This window comes from Streptomyces sp. A18 (assembly GCF_059026065.1).
Map to the genome: position 1 here is coordinate 56,257 of NZ_JBWLKL010000002.1, position 15,832 is coordinate 72,088.

General features: G+C 70.8%; 14 protein-coding genes. 6 read left to right on the top strand and 8 right to left on the bottom strand.

Translation table 11 applies throughout. The features are described 5' to 3' along the window. Positions 1-228: 228 nt before the first annotated feature. Entirely contained in the window at positions 229-1,347 is a 1,119-nt protein-coding gene (locus AC5P1C_RS03010) for a DUF5937 family protein (protein WP_493864077.1), read from the top strand. A 22-nt stretch (positions 1,348-1,369) separates the two neighbouring features. Here AC5P1C_RS03010 and AC5P1C_RS03015 read toward each other — a convergent pair whose 3' ends face one another. Beyond that, complete coding sequence (locus tag AC5P1C_RS03015) at positions 1,370-2,044, bottom strand: response regulator transcription factor (RefSeq protein WP_493864078.1); 675 nt, start codon at positions 2,042-2,044, stop codon at positions 1,370-1,372. 112 nt (positions 2,045-2,156) lie between these two features. Continuing rightward, positions 2,157-3,359, bottom strand: a complete 1,203-nt coding sequence (locus AC5P1C_RS03020; protein ID WP_493864079.1) for a sensor histidine kinase — start codon at positions 3,357-3,359, stop codon at positions 2,157-2,159. A 162-nt stretch (positions 3,360-3,521) separates the two neighbouring features. Here AC5P1C_RS03020 and AC5P1C_RS03025 point away from each other — a divergent pair, with 162 nt between their 5' ends. Further along, positions 3,522-4,511 carry an SAM-dependent methyltransferase gene (locus AC5P1C_RS03025; protein WP_493864512.1) on the top strand — a complete coding sequence of 330 codons (990 nt, stop codon included), beginning with the start codon at positions 3,522-3,524 and terminating at the stop codon, positions 4,509-4,511. Here AC5P1C_RS03025 and AC5P1C_RS03030 read toward each other — a convergent pair. Further along, positions 4,476-5,627, bottom strand: coding sequence for an NADH-quinone oxidoreductase subunit D (locus AC5P1C_RS03030; protein WP_493864080.1), 1,152 nt, complete (start codon positions 5,625-5,627; stop codon positions 4,476-4,478). The two genes, AC5P1C_RS03025 and AC5P1C_RS03030, sit on opposite strands and share 36 nt — an antisense overlap. A gap of 63 nt (positions 5,628-5,690) precedes the next feature. Here AC5P1C_RS03030 and AC5P1C_RS03035 point away from each other — a divergent pair, with 63 nt between their 5' ends. Together AC5P1C_RS03035 and AC5P1C_RS03040 are read left to right on the top strand one after the other, a co-directional pair. Then, a complete protein-coding gene (locus AC5P1C_RS03035; protein ID WP_493864081.1) occupies positions 5,691-6,209 on the top strand; it encodes a PH domain-containing protein in 519 nt (172 codons plus the stop codon). Beyond that, positions 6,206-7,549 carry a PH domain-containing protein gene (locus AC5P1C_RS03040; protein WP_493864082.1) on the top strand — a complete coding sequence of 448 codons (1,344 nt, stop codon included), beginning with the start codon at positions 6,206-6,208 and terminating at the stop codon, positions 7,547-7,549. Before AC5P1C_RS03035 ends, AC5P1C_RS03040 begins: the two co-directional genes overlap by 4 nt. 129 nt (positions 7,550-7,678) lie before the next feature. Here AC5P1C_RS03040 and AC5P1C_RS03045 read toward each other — a convergent pair whose 3' ends face one another. The 4 genes from AC5P1C_RS03045 to AC5P1C_RS03060 form a co-directional block, all read right to left on the bottom strand. Continuing rightward, the gene (locus AC5P1C_RS03045; protein ID WP_493864083.1) at positions 7,679-8,659 is read right to left on the bottom strand and encodes a hypothetical protein; all 981 of its coding nucleotides are present in this window, start codon (positions 8,657-8,659) and stop codon (positions 7,679-7,681) included. Positions 8,660-8,821: 162 nt separating this feature from the next. Beyond that, a complete protein-coding gene (locus AC5P1C_RS03050; protein WP_493864084.1) occupies positions 8,822-9,796 on the bottom strand; it encodes an ABC transporter substrate-binding protein in 975 nt (324 codons plus the stop codon). Between the two features lie 86 nt (positions 9,797-9,882). Further along, on the bottom strand, positions 9,883-10,563 hold the full coding sequence (locus tag AC5P1C_RS03055; RefSeq protein WP_493864085.1) for an ABC transporter permease: 681 nt from the start codon (positions 10,561-10,563) through the stop codon (positions 9,883-9,885). Next, positions 10,560-11,288, bottom strand: coding sequence for an ABC transporter permease (locus AC5P1C_RS03060; protein WP_493864086.1), 729 nt, complete (start codon positions 11,286-11,288; stop codon positions 10,560-10,562). Before AC5P1C_RS03060 ends, AC5P1C_RS03055 begins: the two co-directional genes overlap by 4 nt. Before the next feature lie 132 nt (positions 11,289-11,420). Here AC5P1C_RS03060 and AC5P1C_RS03065 point away from each other — a divergent pair, with 132 nt between their 5' ends. Beyond that, positions 11,421-12,578 carry an ABC transporter ATP-binding protein gene (locus tag AC5P1C_RS03065; protein ID WP_493864087.1) on the top strand — a complete coding sequence of 386 codons (1,158 nt, stop codon included), beginning with the start codon at positions 11,421-11,423 and terminating at the stop codon, positions 12,576-12,578. Positions 12,579-12,641: 63 nt separating this feature from the next. Here AC5P1C_RS03065 and AC5P1C_RS03070 read toward each other — a convergent pair whose 3' ends face one another. After that, complete coding sequence (locus AC5P1C_RS03070) at positions 12,642-13,760, bottom strand: alpha/beta hydrolase (RefSeq protein ID WP_493864088.1); 1,119 nt, start codon at positions 13,758-13,760, stop codon at positions 12,642-12,644. A 166-nt stretch (positions 13,761-13,926) separates the two neighbouring features. Between AC5P1C_RS03070 and AC5P1C_RS03075 the strand changes: the two genes are divergently transcribed. Next, the gene (locus tag AC5P1C_RS03075; RefSeq protein ID WP_493864089.1) at positions 13,927-15,816 is read left to right on the top strand and encodes a phosphatidylglycerol lysyltransferase domain-containing protein; all 1,890 of its coding nucleotides are present in this window, start codon (positions 13,927-13,929) and stop codon (positions 15,814-15,816) included. Positions 15,817-15,832: the final 16 nt, after the last annotated feature.

A 15,832-nucleotide genomic window follows, 5' to 3' on the forward strand; every position in this document is an offset into this window, starting at 1 on the left:
CTGAACAAAGGGTACTTATCGGGCACCGATGGGTCGACGGGAACCAGGGTCGACTCAACGGAGCAGGGGTTTCCGGCCCCGGCGGCGACGCGCCGTCCGGCCCGGAGATCACGGGCCGTGCGGCCCGCTCACCACAGACTGCGCCCGCCGCCCCGCCGCCGTCGCGCCGATTGACACCCGCCGTCAATCGGCCGCCGCGATGTCGGTGGCGCGGTGCACGATGGGTCCATGAGCGTGCACATCGAGATCGCGGGCCTGCCGCAGGAGCGGATCTTCTTCGACCCCTCGCCCCTCGCGGAGCTGGGCGTCGCCCTGCACGCGCTGGCCGAGCCCGGCCACCATCCGGGCATGCACGGCTGGGCCACGGCGACCAGCGCCGGCCTCAAGCCGGACCTCGCCGACCGCCTGTGCGAGGCCGACTTCCTGTGGCGGAACACGTTCTCGGACGTCTTCATGCCGTTCGCGGGCCTCGTCGACGGCGACGGCAGACCGGGAGCGACACTCGCCGAGGAGCTCGACCTCCTCGACCGCTTGGACGACGAGCGATTCGTCATGGCGGCCCTGGAGTTCACCTGCGGCACGACGTACAACGAAGGCGGCCCCTCGCCGCTCACCGACCCCGTCCGCGGCGCCCGCGCCCTGGAGCTCGCCGCCACGCGCGGCACGCGGCAACTGGACTTCGCCGAGCGCCTCTTGGCCGACCCGCACACCGTCCGGGCCTGGCTGCGCCGCCTCCTGGAGGACTGCGACGAGGCGTTCTTCGCCGACACCTGGCGGCGGGTGCGCGTCCAACTGGCCGCCGACGCCCGGCACAAGACCGAGATACTGCGCCGCAAGGGCCTCGCCGAGGTGCTGACCTCGGTGTCGGCGGCGCTCTCGGTGGACCCGGACGGCCGCCGCATCACCGCGGACAAGCTCGTGCCCGGCACCACGACGGCCCTGGACCACACCCTGGGCGCGGGGCTCACGTTCGTGCCCTCGCACTTCGCCTGGCCGCACCTGATGATCCTGCACGCACCGGGCTGGCGCCCGGTGATCCACTACCCCGTGGCCGCCCCGGACCTGGCCAAGCCCACCTCCGTGGAGACCCTGGAGCGGCGGCTCACGGCCCTCGCGCACCCCGTGCGCCTGCGGCTGTGCCGCGACATGGCCCGCGCGCCCTTCAGCACCGGCGAGTTGGCCCACGCGACCGGGCTCACCGCGCCGGAGGTCTCCCGGCACCTGACGCTCCTGAAGAAGGCGGGCCTGGTCACCACCACGCGGCGCGGCCGGTACGTGCTGCACCAGCTGGACGTGACCGTGGTGGCCCGCCTGGGCAGCGACTTCCTGGAGGGCATCCTGCGCTGACCCGCCCCGGGAAGGGCAGCCGTCAGACGGCTCCGCCGCCCGCCCGCACCAGACCCGTCTCGTACGCGAGGACCACCACCTGCACCCGGTCCCGCAGGCCGAGCTTGGTCAGGATGCGGCCCACGTGGGTCTTCACCGTGGCCTCCGACAGGACGAGCCGCGCCGCGATCTCCCCGTTCGAGAGCCCCTGGGCGACCAGGATCATGACCTCGCGCTCGCGGTCCGTGAGCCGCTCCAGTTCCTTGTGCTGCGGCTGCCCGCCCGCGTTCGGCAGCATCGGCGCGAAGCGGTCGAGAAGGCGCCTCGTCGTGGACGGCGCGACCACCGCGTCACCGCTGTGCACGGAGCGGATCGCCGCGAGCAGCTCCCCCGGAGGCACGTCCTTGAGCATGAAGCCGGACGCGCCCGCCTTCAGCCCCGAGAAGGCGTACTCGTCGAGGTCGAAGGTCGTCAGGATGAGGACCTTCGGCGGATTCTCGTCCTGGCAGATGCGCCGGGTCGTCTCCACGCCGTCCAGTTTCGGCATGCGTACGTCCATGAGCACCACGTCGACCTCGGTCGTCCGCAGCGCCTGAAGGGCCTCGACCCCGTCACCCGCCTCGGCGACGACGTCCATGTCCGGCTGTGCGGCGAGCACCATCCGGAACCCCGTGCGCAGCAGCGCCTGGTCGTCGACGAGCATGACGCGGATCGACATCAAAGGCCCTTTCGTGGAGCTGTTCTCATCAGCGAGCGGATGTGCTCAAGAGCGATGTGTTCAAGAGCGGCGTATTCAAGAGCGTATGGCGTGGGCGTATCGGTGACAGGTGTCAGTTCGCGGGCTTGAGCGGGAGAAGGACGCTGATGCGGAAGCCTCCGCCCGGCCGCGGCCCCGCGTCCAGGGTGCCGCCGACCATGCCGACGCGCTCCCGCATGCCGATCAGGCCGTGCCCGCTGCCGTCGGCGCCGCCGTCCTCGTACAGCTCGTGCGGGGCGCCCTTGCCGTCGTCCTCGACCAGCAGCCCCAGGCCGTCGTCGAAGTAGACCAGGCGCACGCTCGCGCCGGTGTTCTCACCGCCGTGCTTGCGGGTGTTGGTGAGCGCCTCCTGCACGATGCGGTACGCCGTGAGCTCGACGCCGCTGGGCAGCGGGCGCGGGGTGCCCTCGACCTTGAAGTCGACCGGCAGTCCCGCCGTGCGCACCTGCTCGATGAGCTCGTCGAGCTGCTCGACATCGGGCTGCGGGACGTACTCACCGCTCTCCTGGTGCTCGCCGGTGCGCAGCACGCCGAGCAGTCTGCGCATCTCGGCGAGCGCCTGCCGCCCGGTGCCCGAGATGGTCTCCAGGGCCTGCTTGGCCTGCTCGGGGGCCTGGTCCAGGACGTACGCGGCGCCGTCGGCCTGGACGACCATCACCGAGACGTTGTGCGCGACGACGTCGTGCAGCTCGCGCGCGATGCGGGCCCGCTCGGCCGCCACCGCGACCTTGGACTGCGCCGCCCGCTCCTTCTCCAGGCGGTCGGCGCGCTCCTCCAGCTGTGCGAAGTAGGCGCGGCGGGTGCGGATGGAGTCGCCGAGCACCCAGGCGAGGGCGAAGGGCACCATCTGGAAGATCGTGAAGAAGACGCTGCCGAAGGCACCTATGTTCTCCTCCGGCCAGCGCAGCGCCGACAGCGGCGCCGCGCACAGGCCGCCCACGAGGGCGAACCGCGAGGCCCACTTCGAGCCGTCGGCCGAAGCGGTGTAGATGATCACCAGCATCGCGAAGTCGGCCGGCATCGTCTTCACGTCGAAGATCAGCTGGGCGACGCCGAGCACCGCGGCGAGGATCAGCATCTTCTCCGTGTACTTGCGGCGCAGCGCCACCACGACGGACATGCCGAGGACGACGACGGCGGCCGCGGCCTCCGGGTCGTGGCCTTCCACATCGGCCATGGAGACGAGACCGATGCCGGAGACCCCGAGCAGGACGAGAGCCCAGAAGCAATCGACCCCGGTCGGGTGTCTGCGGAGGAAGTCATAGACGCGCTGCACGTAACCCAGCGTAGGCAGCGGGATGGCCCTCCGGGGTCAACCGGAGGTCCGATCCGTACCCCTCGCGTGTACTCCCCAAGGTGGAGGCCCGCTTAGCCTTCTCGTGTGACGAACGAGGTCCGGGACGAGCGGCCAGAGGTGCGGCGTGGCTGGCGAGAGGCCATGGAGACCGCGCTGTACGGGCCCGACGGCTTCTACCTGCGCCCCGAAGGACCCGCGGGGCACTTCCGGACGTCGGTGCACGCCTCCCCGCTCTTCGCGGGCGCGGTGGCCCGGCTGCTGTGCCGGGTGGACGAGGCGCTCGACCACCCGGACGAGTTGACCTTCGTCGATCTCGGCGCGGGCCGTGGCGAGTTGACGGCGGGCGTCCTTGCCGCGCTGCCCGCCGACGTGGCGGCACGCGCGCGTGCCTGCGCGGTCGAGCGGGCCGGGCGCCCGGCGGGACTCGACCCGCGCGTCGAGTGGTGCGAGCGGCCGCCCGCCGGCGTCACCGGCCTGCTCTTCGCCAACGAGTGGCTGGACAACGTCCCCCTGGACGTCGTCGAGGTGGCCCCCGACGGCCTGGTGCGCCGTGTCCTCGTACGCGACGACGGCACCGAGACACTCGGCGACGCGGTGGACGGCGCGGACGCCTCCTGGCTCGCGCGCTGGTGGCCGCTCGCCCCGGAGCCGGGCCTGCCCTTGGAGCCGGGCCTGCGCGCGGAGATCGGCCGCTCCCGGGACGAGGCGTGGGCGACGGCCGCGGGGACGCTGACCCGCGGTCTGGCGGTCGCGGTCGACTACGCGCACGACCGCGCCGGACGGCCGCCCTTCGGTACCCTGACCGGCTTCCGCGCGGGCCGCGAGACGGCGCCCGTGCCGGACGGCACCTGCGACATCACGGCGCATGTGGCGCTCGACGCGTGCGCGCCGCCCGGAGCCGCCCTGCTCACGCAGCGCGCGGCCCTGCACGCCCTGGGGGTCGGCGGTGGCCGCCCGCCGCTCTCCCTGGCCTCCAGCGATCCGGTGGCGTACGTACACGCCCTCACGCACGCCGGAGAGGCGGCGGAGCTCACCGCGACCGGCGGACTGGGCGACTTCGGGTGGCTCGCCCAGCCGGTCGGCATCACCGACCCGCTACTTGTCGATGTCGCCGACCACGAAGAACAGTGACCCCAGGATCGCCACCATGTCGGCGACCAGCTGTCCCGGAAGCAGTTCGGCGAGCGCCTGGATGTTGTTGTACGACGCCGAGCGGAGCTTCAGGCGGTACGGGGTCTTCTCGCCCTTGGAGACCAGGTAGTAGCCGTTGATGCCCAGAGGGTTCTCGGTCCACGCGTACGTGTGGCCCTCGGGGGCCTTGAGCACCTTCGGGAGACGCTGGTTGACCGGCCCCTGCGGCAGCTCGGCGAGCCGCTCCAGGCAGGCGTCGGCCAGGTCGAGCGCGTTGTGGGTCTGCTCAAGGAGTACCTCGAAGCGGGCCAGGCAGTCGCCCTCCTGACGCGTGACGACCTTCAGCGTGTCCTGGAGCTCCCCGTACGCGAGGTACGGCTCGTCGCGGCGCAGGTCGAAGTCGACTCCGGAGGCGCGGGCGATGGGACCGCTCACTCCGTAGGCGTGCACCGCCTCCGGGGAGAGCACACCGACGCCGCGCGTACGCCCCCGGAAGATCTCGTTGCCGAGGACCAGCTTGTCGTACACGTCCATGCGGGAGCGGACCGAGGCGACAGCGGCACGCGCGCGTGCGGCCCATCCGGCGGGGAGGTCCTCCTTGAGGCCGCCCACGCGGTTGAACATGTAGTGCATGCGGCCGCCGGAGATCTCCTCCATCACGTTCTGGAGCTCCTCGCGCTCCCGGAACGCGTGGAACACCGGGGTGATTCCGCCCAGTTCGAGCGGATACGACCCGAGGAACATCAGGTGGTTGAGCACGCGGTTCAGCTCGGCGAGGAGCGTGCGCATCCAGACGGCGCGCTCGGGCACCTCCATGCCGAGCATCCGCTCCACGGCGAGGACGACCCCGAGTTCGTTCGAGAACGCGGACAGCCAGTCGTGCCGGTTCGCGAGCACCACGATCTGCCGGTAGTCACGCGCCTCGAAGAGTTTCTCCGCGCCGCGGTGCATATAGCCGATGACCGGCTCCGCGTGCTGGATCCGCTCGCCGTCGAGGACGAGGCGCAGCCGCAGCACGCCGTGCGTGGACGGGTGCTGCGGGCCGATGTTGAGCACCATGTCGGTGCTCTCCGCGGCACCGCCGATGCCGAGCGTGGTCTCCGTCGTGGGGCTCATGCGCGCATTCTCTCGTACGCGCGCTCCTACGCGACTGTCACGTCGGCTACGTACGCTTGAGGCATGGATACGGGGACGGCACAGCCGACTCAGCCGGGACAGCCGGGACAGTCAGCGGCGGAGCCGGTGTGGACGGGGCTGCCACGGGGGCTGCTGCGGATGCGGCGACTGCTCCTGGTGGTCTGGCTCGTGCCGCTCGCGGCGGCCGTCGGCGTCCTCCTGGGGATCTTCGCCGGGCCCGCGTGGGCGGTCTTCGCGGCGGTTCCGCTGGCCTTCGTGGTGTGGGGCTGGCCGATGCTGGGACGGAACTGGCGCTCCTGGCGGTACGCGGAGCGGGCCGACGACCTGCTGATCAGCCGGGGGGTGCTCTGGCGCGAGGAGACGATCGTCCCGTACGGCCGGATGCAGCTCGTCGAGGTGACATCGGGGCCCGTGGAGCGGCACTTCGGCCTTGCCAGCGTGCAGCTGCACACGGCCGCCGCGGCCACGGACGCCCGGATCCCCGGCCTCATCCCCGAGGAGGCCGAGCGGCTGCGCGACCGCCTCACCGAGCTGGGCGAGGCCCGCTCGGCGGGGCTGTGAGCGGCGTACGCGAAGCGACGGGGGAAGAACACGCCCCCGGCGCCCAAGACGTGCGAGAACGGCGTCTGCACCCCGTGACGCCCCTGCGCCGCGCCTGGGCACCGGTCGCGATCGTCGTGGGCTTCGCGGTGCACGACCCGAGCGGCACGCAACGGCGGGCCTCCGAGCTCCCCGTGGCCCAACTCCTGGCCGGGATCGCCGTCGTCCTCCTGGGCGGCGCCCTCTACGGCTTCATGAGCTGGTGGTTCACGCACTTCGCCGTCACCGACACCGAGCTGCGCATCCGCACCGGTCTGATCTTCCGGCGCACCGCGCACATCCGGCTCGACCGGCTCCAGGCCGTGGACGTGACGCAGCCGCTCGCCGCCCGCATCGTGGGCGTCGCCAAGCTCAAGCTGGACGTCGTCGGGACGGAGAAGAAGGACGAACTGGCCTATCTGGGCCAGGAGGAGGCCTCTGTCCTGCGGGCGGAACTCCTCGCGCGGGCGGCCGGTTTCGCGCCGGAGACGGCGCACGAGGTCGGTGAGGCGCCGGTCAACAACCTGGTGCACGTACAGCCGCGGATGCTCGCGATCTCGCTGGTCCTGACCGGCACGACGTGGGGCATGCTCATCGCCACGCTCATCGTGCCGCCCTTCCTGTGGTTCGCCACCCACAACCTGTGGACAGTGCTCGCGACCGGACTGCCCATGCTGGGCGGCGCGTTCGCCAGCAGCATCGGGCGGTTCATCGGGGAGTACGACTGGAAGGTGGGCGAGTCCCCCGACGGCCTGCGCATCGACCACGGTCTGCTCGACAAGGCGCACGAGACGGTGCCTCCGGGGCGCGTGCGGACGGTGCGCGTCGTGGAGCCGTGGCTGTGGCGGCGGCGTGGCTGGGTGCGGGTGGAGCTGGACGTGGCGGGCTCCTCCAACTCCGTCCTGGTCCCGGTCGCTTCACGGGAGGTCGCGGAGTCCGTGATCGCGCGGATCCTGCCGGGCGTACGGGTGCCGGACGCCGCCGAGCTCGTCCGGCCTCCCGCGCGAGCGGCGTGGTGCCTCCCGGTGTGGTGGAAGGGGTACGGCCTGACGGTGACGGACACGGTGTTCGCGGCCCGGCACGGGCTCCTGCGCCGCCGCCTGTCGCTGGTGCCGCACGCGAAGGTGCAGAGCGTGCGGCTCACGCAGGGGCCCTGGGAACGGTTCAAGGGGGTGGCGGACGTGCAGGTGGACACGGGGGCGAACAAGACGGTGACAGCGCGGCTGCGTCCCTCGGGGGAGGCGGCTGCTCTGCTTCAGTCGCAGGCTGACCGGTCCCGTACGGGGCGCAGGACTGCGCGGCCTGACCGGTGGATGGCGTGAGGGGCTAGGCCGGGGCTCCGCCCCGGACCCGCTCCTCAAACGCCGGAGGGGCCGAATCTTTGAGACCGTCCGGCGATTGAGGACGAACTCGGCGAAGCCGGTGACGACAACCAAGGCCCAGGGGCCCGTCTACGCCCGCAGCGCCGTCCGCAGCTCCGCCACGTCGATCTGTTCCGTCTCGTCATGTTCCGTCAGGTCGATGACCTGACCCACGGCACGGTCCGAGCCCTCCGCGGGGGCCTTGAACTCCGCCTCTGCCTCCGCCTTGTGCACGGCGAGTGCCTCCTCGCCCACCACGTCCGCGAGGTCCGTGTTCTGTACGGACTCCAGCGCCCCGGCGGTCGCCTCGCTCTTCGTGCCGAAGAAGTCGAAACCTCCCTGGGCGGTCTGGCGGCGCCTGTGCGTGGGCGGCGCGACGGCGACCGCGCGCTCATGCCCGCCGTATCCCTCGGCCGCCCCGGGCTTCCCCTGCGCTTCGTCCCCGTCCGCGCGTTCCCGGGACGTCTCACGCTCAGGGGTGGGCTTCGGGGTCAGCCGGTCGAGCGCCGCGTTCGCCCGGTCGTACAACGACGGGGGCGCGATCGTCCCCGGGCGCACGACGGGAGCGGGGGCCTCGCCGCGGACCGGGGCCGGCGGCAACGCCTTCGCCGGGGCGGACGCCTCGATGGCGAGCAGCCGGCGACCCTCCAACGCGGTCGCCCGCTCGGTCTCCGCCGTCGCGTACCGCCGCAGCAGCGCCGCGTGTTCGTTCCGCAGGGCGGCGAGCTCGGCCCGCTTGGAGCGCAGCTTCGTCTCCAGGCGGCCCCGCAGCTCGCGGGACTCCTCCAGGTCGGACTCGAACTCGGCTATCCGCTCCTCGTAGCGCCACTCGTCGCTCTTGCGGCCCCGGCCCAGCTCAGCGACCTGTTTACCGGCCGCCAGGTCCCAGCGGCGCATGACGACCGAGCCCACGACGGCAGCCGCGGCTGCGGCGGCGGCCAGGCCGCGGAGCACGACGGGTTCCGCGAACAGCCAGGCGCCGCCGGCGCAGACGAGAGAGAGGCCTGCGACCGTCGAGGGAGGAAGCAGCCTGTGCAAGGGTGGGGAATGGCGGTGACGTCCACGTGGCATGGCCAGAAACTTACCGCGCGTAGGCGAACTGTGGTGCCCCGCCCGCCAAAATGACAGCGCCATAGTGCTGACTCCCCACCCTTCCCGGTCCTCTTCCGCCGCTCAACTCCAGTTTCGGCCGAGCCACTTCGAGCGTTCCCCCTTCGGGCGTCTTCAGCCGCGCTACTTCTTGATCAATCCCTTCGACTCCAGATAATCCCTGGCGACATCGGCTTCCTTCTGCCGCTCCACATCGACCTTCCGGTCGAGTTCCGCGAGATCTTCCGTCGTCAGCGTCTCGGTCAGCTTCCCGAGCGCGTCGGCTATCTCCTTGTCGCCCGCTTCCTTCGCGTTCACAACCGGAAGGATGTTGTCCGCGTTCTGCAGCTTCTTGTCGTCCTCAAGGGCCACGAGACCGAAGCTGTCGAGCGTCGCGTCCGTGGTCGTGGTCAGCACCACTTGGTCCGTGCCGTTCTTGACGGCCTGCTTGGACTGCGTGGTGCCGACGCCCTTGGGGTCGATTCCCGCGACGTCGATGCCGTACGTCTTCTTCAGCCCCGGAGCGCAGAAGGGCCGCGACTCGCATTCGTCACTCGCGGCGATCTTGACCTTCTCGCCGGACTTCCCGAGATCCGAAAGCGTCTTGAGCTCGTGCTCCTTCGCGTATTCCTTGCTCACCGCGAACGCGTTCTGATCGACCGCGTCACCGGCGGGAAGCACCTTCAGGCCGCGCGGTTCGGCGAGCTTCTTCAGGGCGGCCACCGTGGCGTCCACATCATTCGATGCGACCGGCTTCGCCTTCGGGCCGTTCTTGCCGAGGTTCAGGAACTCCGCGAGCGTCGCCGCGTATTCGGGGGCGACATCGATCGCGCCCTTCTTCAGCTCGGGCTCGTACACCTCGCGGTTCTGGACGGTCTTGACCTCGGCGTCGTATCCGGCGTCCTCGAGGACTCCCACATAGAGCTCGGCGAGCACCTTCTGCTCGGTGAAACGGGCCGAGCCGACCACGAGCTTGCCCTTGTCACCCGCCTTGCCGCCGTCGCCCTTGCCGTCCTTCTCCAGGCTGTCCCCGCCGCACGCGGTGAGCCCCGCGGTCAGCGCCACGACGGCCACGGCCGCCCCTGCCATCCGTCGCGCGCGACGCGTTGTGCTGTTCATCGGTGAACCACCATTTCGAAAGCCCTGGGACACGAAAGCCCTGGGAACCACTGGAAACTGCCGTCGAAGGAGACTGCCGCGGGAGATCACTGGGCGACCCCCGAACGCCCTCGCATGGGGTCGAAGGCCTTGCCCACCACGACGAGCACCACCTCCACGAAGAGGGCGAGCACCGCCACGAGCAGCGCCCCCGCCACCACCTGAGGCGTGTTCTGCAGGTTGAACCCGGCCGTGATGATCCGGCCGAGGCCCCCTTCGCCCGCCATCGCGGCCAGCGTCGCCGTCGCGACGACCTGTACGCCTGCGGACCGGACCCCGGTCATGACCAGGGGGAACGCGAGGGGCAGCTCGACCCGCGCGAACAGCTGGCGGCCGCTCATGCCCATCCCCCGCGCGGCCTCCACCACCGACCGGTCGACCTCGCGCATCCCGATGTACGCGTTGGTCAGCAGCGGCGGCACCGCGAAGAGGACCAGCGCGATCAGCGTCGGCACGTCCCCGCGCTCGCCGAGCGGGGTGAGCGTGAGCAGCACGAGCACCGCGAGCGTCGGAACCGCACGGCCGACGTTCGAGATGTTCACGGCGAGGGCGCCACCCTTGCCGATGTGGCCGAGGTACAGGGCGATCGGCAGCGCGATCAGACACGCGACGGCGAGGCACACACCGCTGAAGTACAGATGCTCGGCGAGGCGGTTCCACACCCCCTTCTCGCCCTGCCAGTTGGCACCCGTGGTCAGCCAGTCGTACGCGCCGGTTATCGCGTTCATGCAGGTTCAGCCACCTTGGCCGTGCGCTCCGCGTGCGCGGGACGCTTCGTACGTATTCGGTGGACGCGGGTCCACGGCGTGAGCCGGCGCTGGAGGGCGAGCAGGAGCAGGTCGGCGACGATCGCGAGGAGCACGCAGAGCGCGGACGCGGTGAGCACCTGCGCCTTGAACGTCGTGTCGAGGCCGTCGAGGATCAGCGATCCGAGGCCCCCGTAGTCGACGATCGCCCCGACGGTCGTCAGCGCCACCGTCGAGACCGTCGTGATCCGTACACCGGCGAGCAACGCGGGCAGCGCGAGCGGGAGTTCGACCTCCCACAGCAGCCGCAGCGGGCCGTACCCCATCCCCTTGGCCGCGTCCCGCGCCTCCTGGGGCACCGCCTGGAGCCCCGCCAGGATGTTCCGCACGAGGATCGTCAGGGAGTACAGCACGAGGCCCGTGACGACCAGCGAGGCCGAGAGCCCGAAGAAGGGCAGCAGGAGCGAGAACATCGCGAGCGAGGGCACCGTGTAGAGCACGGTCGTCACGCCGAGGATCGGGCCCGCGAGGAAGGACCAGCGCCGCGCGAGCAGTGCGAGCGGCAGCGAGACGGCGACGCCGATGGCGACCGAGGCCGCGGTGATGCCCACATGCTGCACCGTGGCGTCGATCAACTCCTGGCTGCGGGAGCTCACGTACTCCCCGCAGATCCAGTCGTTCGTCACCAGACAGTTCTGCTCGCTCATCCCGCCCCACTCCCCCCGAGTACCGATTCCTGAGGCCGTCTGGCGACCCTAACGCGGAGCACCGACAATCGCCGAGACTCGTCGTACTGGCGCAACATGGGCTTTACACAACGCCCGCAACAATGGGGAATCATGATCCGGTTCGAGCACGTCACCAAGCGGTACGAGGACGGCACCACGGCCGTCGACGACCTGTCCTTCGATGTCGCCGAGGGCGAACTGGTCACGCTCGTCGGCCCGTCGGGCTGCGGCAAGACGACGACGATGAAGATGGTGAACCGTCTCATCGAGCCGACCGAGGGCCGGATATACGTCGAAGGTGAGGACATATCCACCATCGACCCGGTCCAACTCCGGCGCCGGATCGGCTATGTCATCCAGCAGGTCGGCCTCTTCCCGCACAAGACGGTCCTGGAGAACACCGCGACCGTCCCGCACCTGCTCGGCGTGAAGCGCGGCAAGGCCCGCGAGCGCGCCGCCGAACTCCTCGACCTGGTCGGCCTCGACCCCGCCACGTTCGGCGACCGCTACCCCGAGCAGCTCTCCGGGGGCCAGCGCCAGCGGGTGGGCGTGGCCCGCGCACTGGCGGCCGATCCGCCGGTGCTCCTGATGGACGAGCCGTTCGGCGCGGTCGACCCCGTGGTGCGCGAACACCTGCAGAACGAGTTCCTGCGCCTCCAGCAGGCCGTCCGCAAGACCGTCCTCTTCGTCACGCACGACATCGAGGAGGCGGTCCGCCTGGGCGACCGCATGGCCGTCTACGGAGAGGGCCGCATCGAGCAGTTCGACACCCCGTCGACAATCCTGGGCGCACCGGCCAACGGCTACGTGGCGGACTTCGTCGGAGCGGACCGCGGCCTCAAGCGCCTCTCCGTGACGCCCATCGAGGAAGGCGACCTGGAGCAGCCGCCCGTCCTGCACCTGGACGACCGGCTGCCCGCGAAGCTCGACGCCCGCTGGGCCGTCGTCCTGGACGGCGAGAACAACCTGCACGGCTGGATCTCCGCCGAGGACGCGCACGGCGGCCCGGGGACGGTCCGGGACCACGCCCGCCGCATGGAGGCGTGGCTCCCGGTGGGCGCGACCCTGAAGCAGGCGTTCGCGACGATGCTCCAGCACGACGCGGGCTGGATCGCGGTCATCGACAAGGACAGCGAGGGCCGCTTCCTGGGCGTCCTCACCCCGGCCCGGCTGCACGAGGCGCTGCGCAGGTCGACGGCGGCCGACGCGCGCGACATCGCGCGCGGGGAGGTCGAGTTGGAGACCATCGCGGCCATCGGCGGGAACTGAGGCCCTACTTGCCGTGCGTGGGCCCTACTGCCGTTCTTGAGCCCCGCGCGCCATGGGTGAGCCCTACTTGCCGTTCAACCGTCCGCTGATCCACTCCAGGGTCGCCGGGATCTCCCGGCGCCACGTGTTGAAGTTGTGCCCGCCGCTGTCGAGCGTGATCGACGAGATCCTGGTGGGCGACTTCACCTTGTCGATGAACTTCTCGGTGTCCGCGTAGTTGTCCTCTCCTTGTTTGCTGGTGGTGACAAGGAGGGACGTCTTGGGCGGCGGCATGTGGTCGAGGTACCACATGAGGTCGGCGCGCCGCTCCAACTCCTTGTCGCCGTGGAAGAGATCGCCCGTCGTGACGTCGATGGGCGCCTTGTAGTAGGCGGAGAGGCCCGCCCCGGCGGCGTACACATCGGGATGGTGCATGGCGAGCTTCAGCGCGCAGTAGCCGCCCGTGGAGTCGCCGATGACGCCCCAGCTGCCCGCGGTCCGGCCCGCCCTGTAGTGCTCGGAGATGGCACTGGGCAGGTCCTTGGCGAAGAAGGTCTCGGCCTGCGGGCCACCGGGGACGTCCACGCACTCGGTGTCCCGCGGAGGCGCCACGGTGGGCCGCATCATGACCAGGATCATCGGCTGCATCTCGCCCCGCTTGGCCTTCTCGTGGGCGGTCTGCGGGTAGTGCAGGCCCTTGATCAGTGCCTGGGCCGTGCCGGGGTAGCCGGTGAGCACCACGGAAACGGGGAACGTGCGGTCCTTGTAGCGCGGCTGGAAGTACTCGGGCGGCAGGTAGACGTACGCGGGGCTGGCTATGTCCGCCTCCTTCCCGCTGACGACGACCTTCTGGATCTGGCCGCCGATCGGAGGGCTGCCGCCGCCCTTCACGTTCACGGGCCGGGTGCTGCGCACGTCGACGGGTGTCTCGCCCTTGGCGGGGTCGTGGTCGACGACGACACCGGGGCTCGTCTCCTGGCCGAAGAGATCCGCCCACGTGGCGTAGAAGCCGAACGCCTGATTGGCGGCGAGGCCGATCGAGGCGAAGATCGCCAGCTGTGTGGCGATGAGCAGCCCGATACGGCCGGTGACCGCCCGCCAGTTCTGGCGGGCCAGGCGCGGCCAGACCCAGACCGTGCCGATGAACAGCACGACGGCGAGGAGAACCGCCAACGCGAGGACCTTGTTGCTCGTCAGACCCATGGGGTGTTCTGCCTGCGCTTTCTGCCTGTTCCGTCGTTCATTTTTTCCAGCGGTTTTCCGGTCGGGAGTGAACCCGATTCACGGAAGGACCGTCCTAGAGGGCGCAATGTCGCCGGATGCCGTTTTGGTGCCGGATTCAAGCTCTCTCGCAGAACCACGGGATGCGATGTCTGTCAGGATAGATGCGGAAATGTCGGGCGCGGTTCCGGACCATGCGGGCAGCCGCCCCGAAGGTCGGCGCCGTACCGGCGGGCTCCGTGACGGCAGACTCCGTGACAGCAGATTCGGCCGGCTGCTCCGCGGCCCACGCCCGGAGGCCGTACCCACCCTCGTCGCCCGCGCCTGCACCCTCGTGGGCCTCCTGAACATCGCGGCCGGCGTCTTCCCGCGCTTCCGGCACAGCCGCATGCACGCCATCGCCGAGGTCCTGCCCGGCGCGCTCGGCCCCTTCGCCGCCGCGCTCGCGCTCAGCTCCGGCGTCCTGTTGCTGCTGCTCGCGCACGGCCTGCGCCGGCACAAGCGGCGGGCCTGGCGGGCCGCCGTGGTACTGCTCCCGGCCGGTGCCATCGCGCAGTTCGCCTACCGGCACTCGGTCATCGGCGCACTGATCTCACTCGCCCTCCTGACCCTGCTGCTGCGCCATCGGGGTGAGTTCGCCGCCCTGCCCGACCCGCGCAGCCGCTGGCGCGCCCTGGCCAACTTCGTGCTCCTCGGGGCCGGTTCCATCCTGCTCGGCCTGGTGATCGTCAGTGCTCACCCGGGCAAGGTCATCGGGGACCCGAGCATCACCGACCGCCTCGCCCACGTCCTGTACGGCCTGTTCGGCTTCGAGGGCCCCGTCGACTACTACGGACGCACGTCCTGGACGGTGGCCTGCTCACTGGGCGCCCTGGGCCTGCTCACCGCGATCACCACCATCTACCTGGCCTTCCGCCCCGAACACCCGGCCGCGCGCCTCACCGAGGACGACGAGACGAAGCTGCGCGCCCTGCTCGACAAGCACGGCGCCCGCGACTCGCTCGGCCACTTCGCGCTCCGCCGCGACAAGGGCGCCGTCTTCTCCCCCAGCGGCAAGGCGGCGGTCACCTACCGCGTCGTCTCCGGGGTGATGCTCGCGAGCGGTGACCCGATCGGTGACGTGGAGGCCTGGCCGGGCGCGATCGAGCGCTTCATGGACGAGGCGAAGGCCCACTCCTGGACGCCCGCCGTCATGGGCTGCTCCGAGACGGGCGGCGAGGTCTGGACCCGCGAGACCGGCCTGGACGCCCTCGAACTGGGCGACGAGGCGGTGGTGGATGTCGCGGATTTCTCCCTGTCCGGGCGTGCGATGCGCAACGTACGCCAGATGGTCAAGCGGATCGAGCGCAATGGATACGAGACCCGCGTACGGCGCGTGCGTGACCTCGGGGAGCGCGAACTGGAGCGGATACAGCGCGCGGCCGACGACTGGCGCGGCACCGACACCGAGCGCGGCTTCTCCATGGCGCTCGGCCGTATCGGCGACCCGGACGACGGCGACTGTCTGATCGCGACCGCCCACAAGGCTGACGACGAACCGGGCGACTACGGAGACCTCAAGGCCGTCCTGCACTTCGTCCCCTGGGGCAAGGACGGCGTCTCCCTGGACCTCATGCGCCGCGACCGCTCGGCCGACCCCGGCATGAACGAGCTGCTCATCGTGGCCGCACTCCAGGCCGCCCCGAAGCTCGGCATCGCCCGCGTCTCGCTCAACTTCGCGATGTTCCGCGCGGCCCTGGCACGCGGCGAGAAGATCGGCGCGGGCCCGGTCCTGCGGGCCTGGCGGGGCCTGCTCGTGTTCCTCTCCCGCTGGTTCCAGATCGAGTCCCTGTACAAGTTCAACGCGAAGTTCCGCCCCCGCTGGGAGCCCCGCTTCGTCGTCTACCGCTCCTCCAAGGACCTCCCCCGCATCGGTTTCGCGGCCATGCAGGCCGAGGGCTTCGTGAGCCTGGCCCTGCCCCGTTTCCTGCGGCGGGGGAGCGCGCAGCGCCGTCCCTGCCCGCACCACACGACGGAGCGCGAGGTCCGGGCGGCATAGAGCCCGCCCGCACGGG

What these genes read in the sequence shown, in the direction of transcription:
- AC5P1C_RS03010 (WP_493864077.1), top strand. Translation starts at nt 229, where the DNA reads ATGAGCGTGCACATCGAGATCGCGGGCCTGCCGCAGGAGCGGATCTTC.
- AC5P1C_RS03015 (WP_493864078.1), bottom strand. Translation starts at nt 2,044, where the DNA reads ATGTCGATCCGCGTCATGCTCGTCGACGACCAGGCGCTGCTGCGCACG.
- AC5P1C_RS03025 (WP_493864512.1), top strand. Translation starts at nt 3,522, where the DNA reads ATGGAGACCGCGCTGTACGGGCCCGACGGCTTCTACCTGCGCCCCGAA.
- AC5P1C_RS03030 (WP_493864080.1), bottom strand. Translation starts at nt 5,627, where the DNA reads ATGAGCCCCACGACGGAGACCACGCTCGGCATCGGCGGTGCCGCGGAG.
- AC5P1C_RS03035 (WP_493864081.1), top strand. Translation starts at nt 5,691, where the DNA reads ATGGATACGGGGACGGCACAGCCGACTCAGCCGGGACAGCCGGGACAG.
- AC5P1C_RS03045 (WP_493864083.1), bottom strand. Translation starts at nt 8,659, where the DNA reads ATGCCACGTGGACGTCACCGCCATTCCCCACCCTTGCACAGGCTGCTT.
- AC5P1C_RS03050 (WP_493864084.1), bottom strand. Translation starts at nt 9,796, where the DNA reads ATGAACAGCACAACGCGTCGCGCGCGACGGATGGCAGGGGCGGCCGTG.
- AC5P1C_RS03055 (WP_493864085.1), bottom strand. Translation starts at nt 10,563, where the DNA reads ATGAACGCGATAACCGGCGCGTACGACTGGCTGACCACGGGTGCCAAC.
- AC5P1C_RS03060 (WP_493864086.1), bottom strand. Translation starts at nt 11,288, where the DNA reads ATGAGCGAGCAGAACTGTCTGGTGACGAACGACTGGATCTGCGGGGAG.
- AC5P1C_RS03065 (WP_493864087.1), top strand. Translation starts at nt 11,421, where the DNA reads ATGATCCGGTTCGAGCACGTCACCAAGCGGTACGAGGACGGCACCACG.
- AC5P1C_RS03070 (WP_493864088.1), bottom strand. Translation starts at nt 13,760, where the DNA reads ATGGGTCTGACGAGCAACAAGGTCCTCGCGTTGGCGGTTCTCCTCGCC.
- AC5P1C_RS03075 (WP_493864089.1), top strand. Translation starts at nt 13,927, where the DNA reads ATGTCTGTCAGGATAGATGCGGAAATGTCGGGCGCGGTTCCGGACCAT.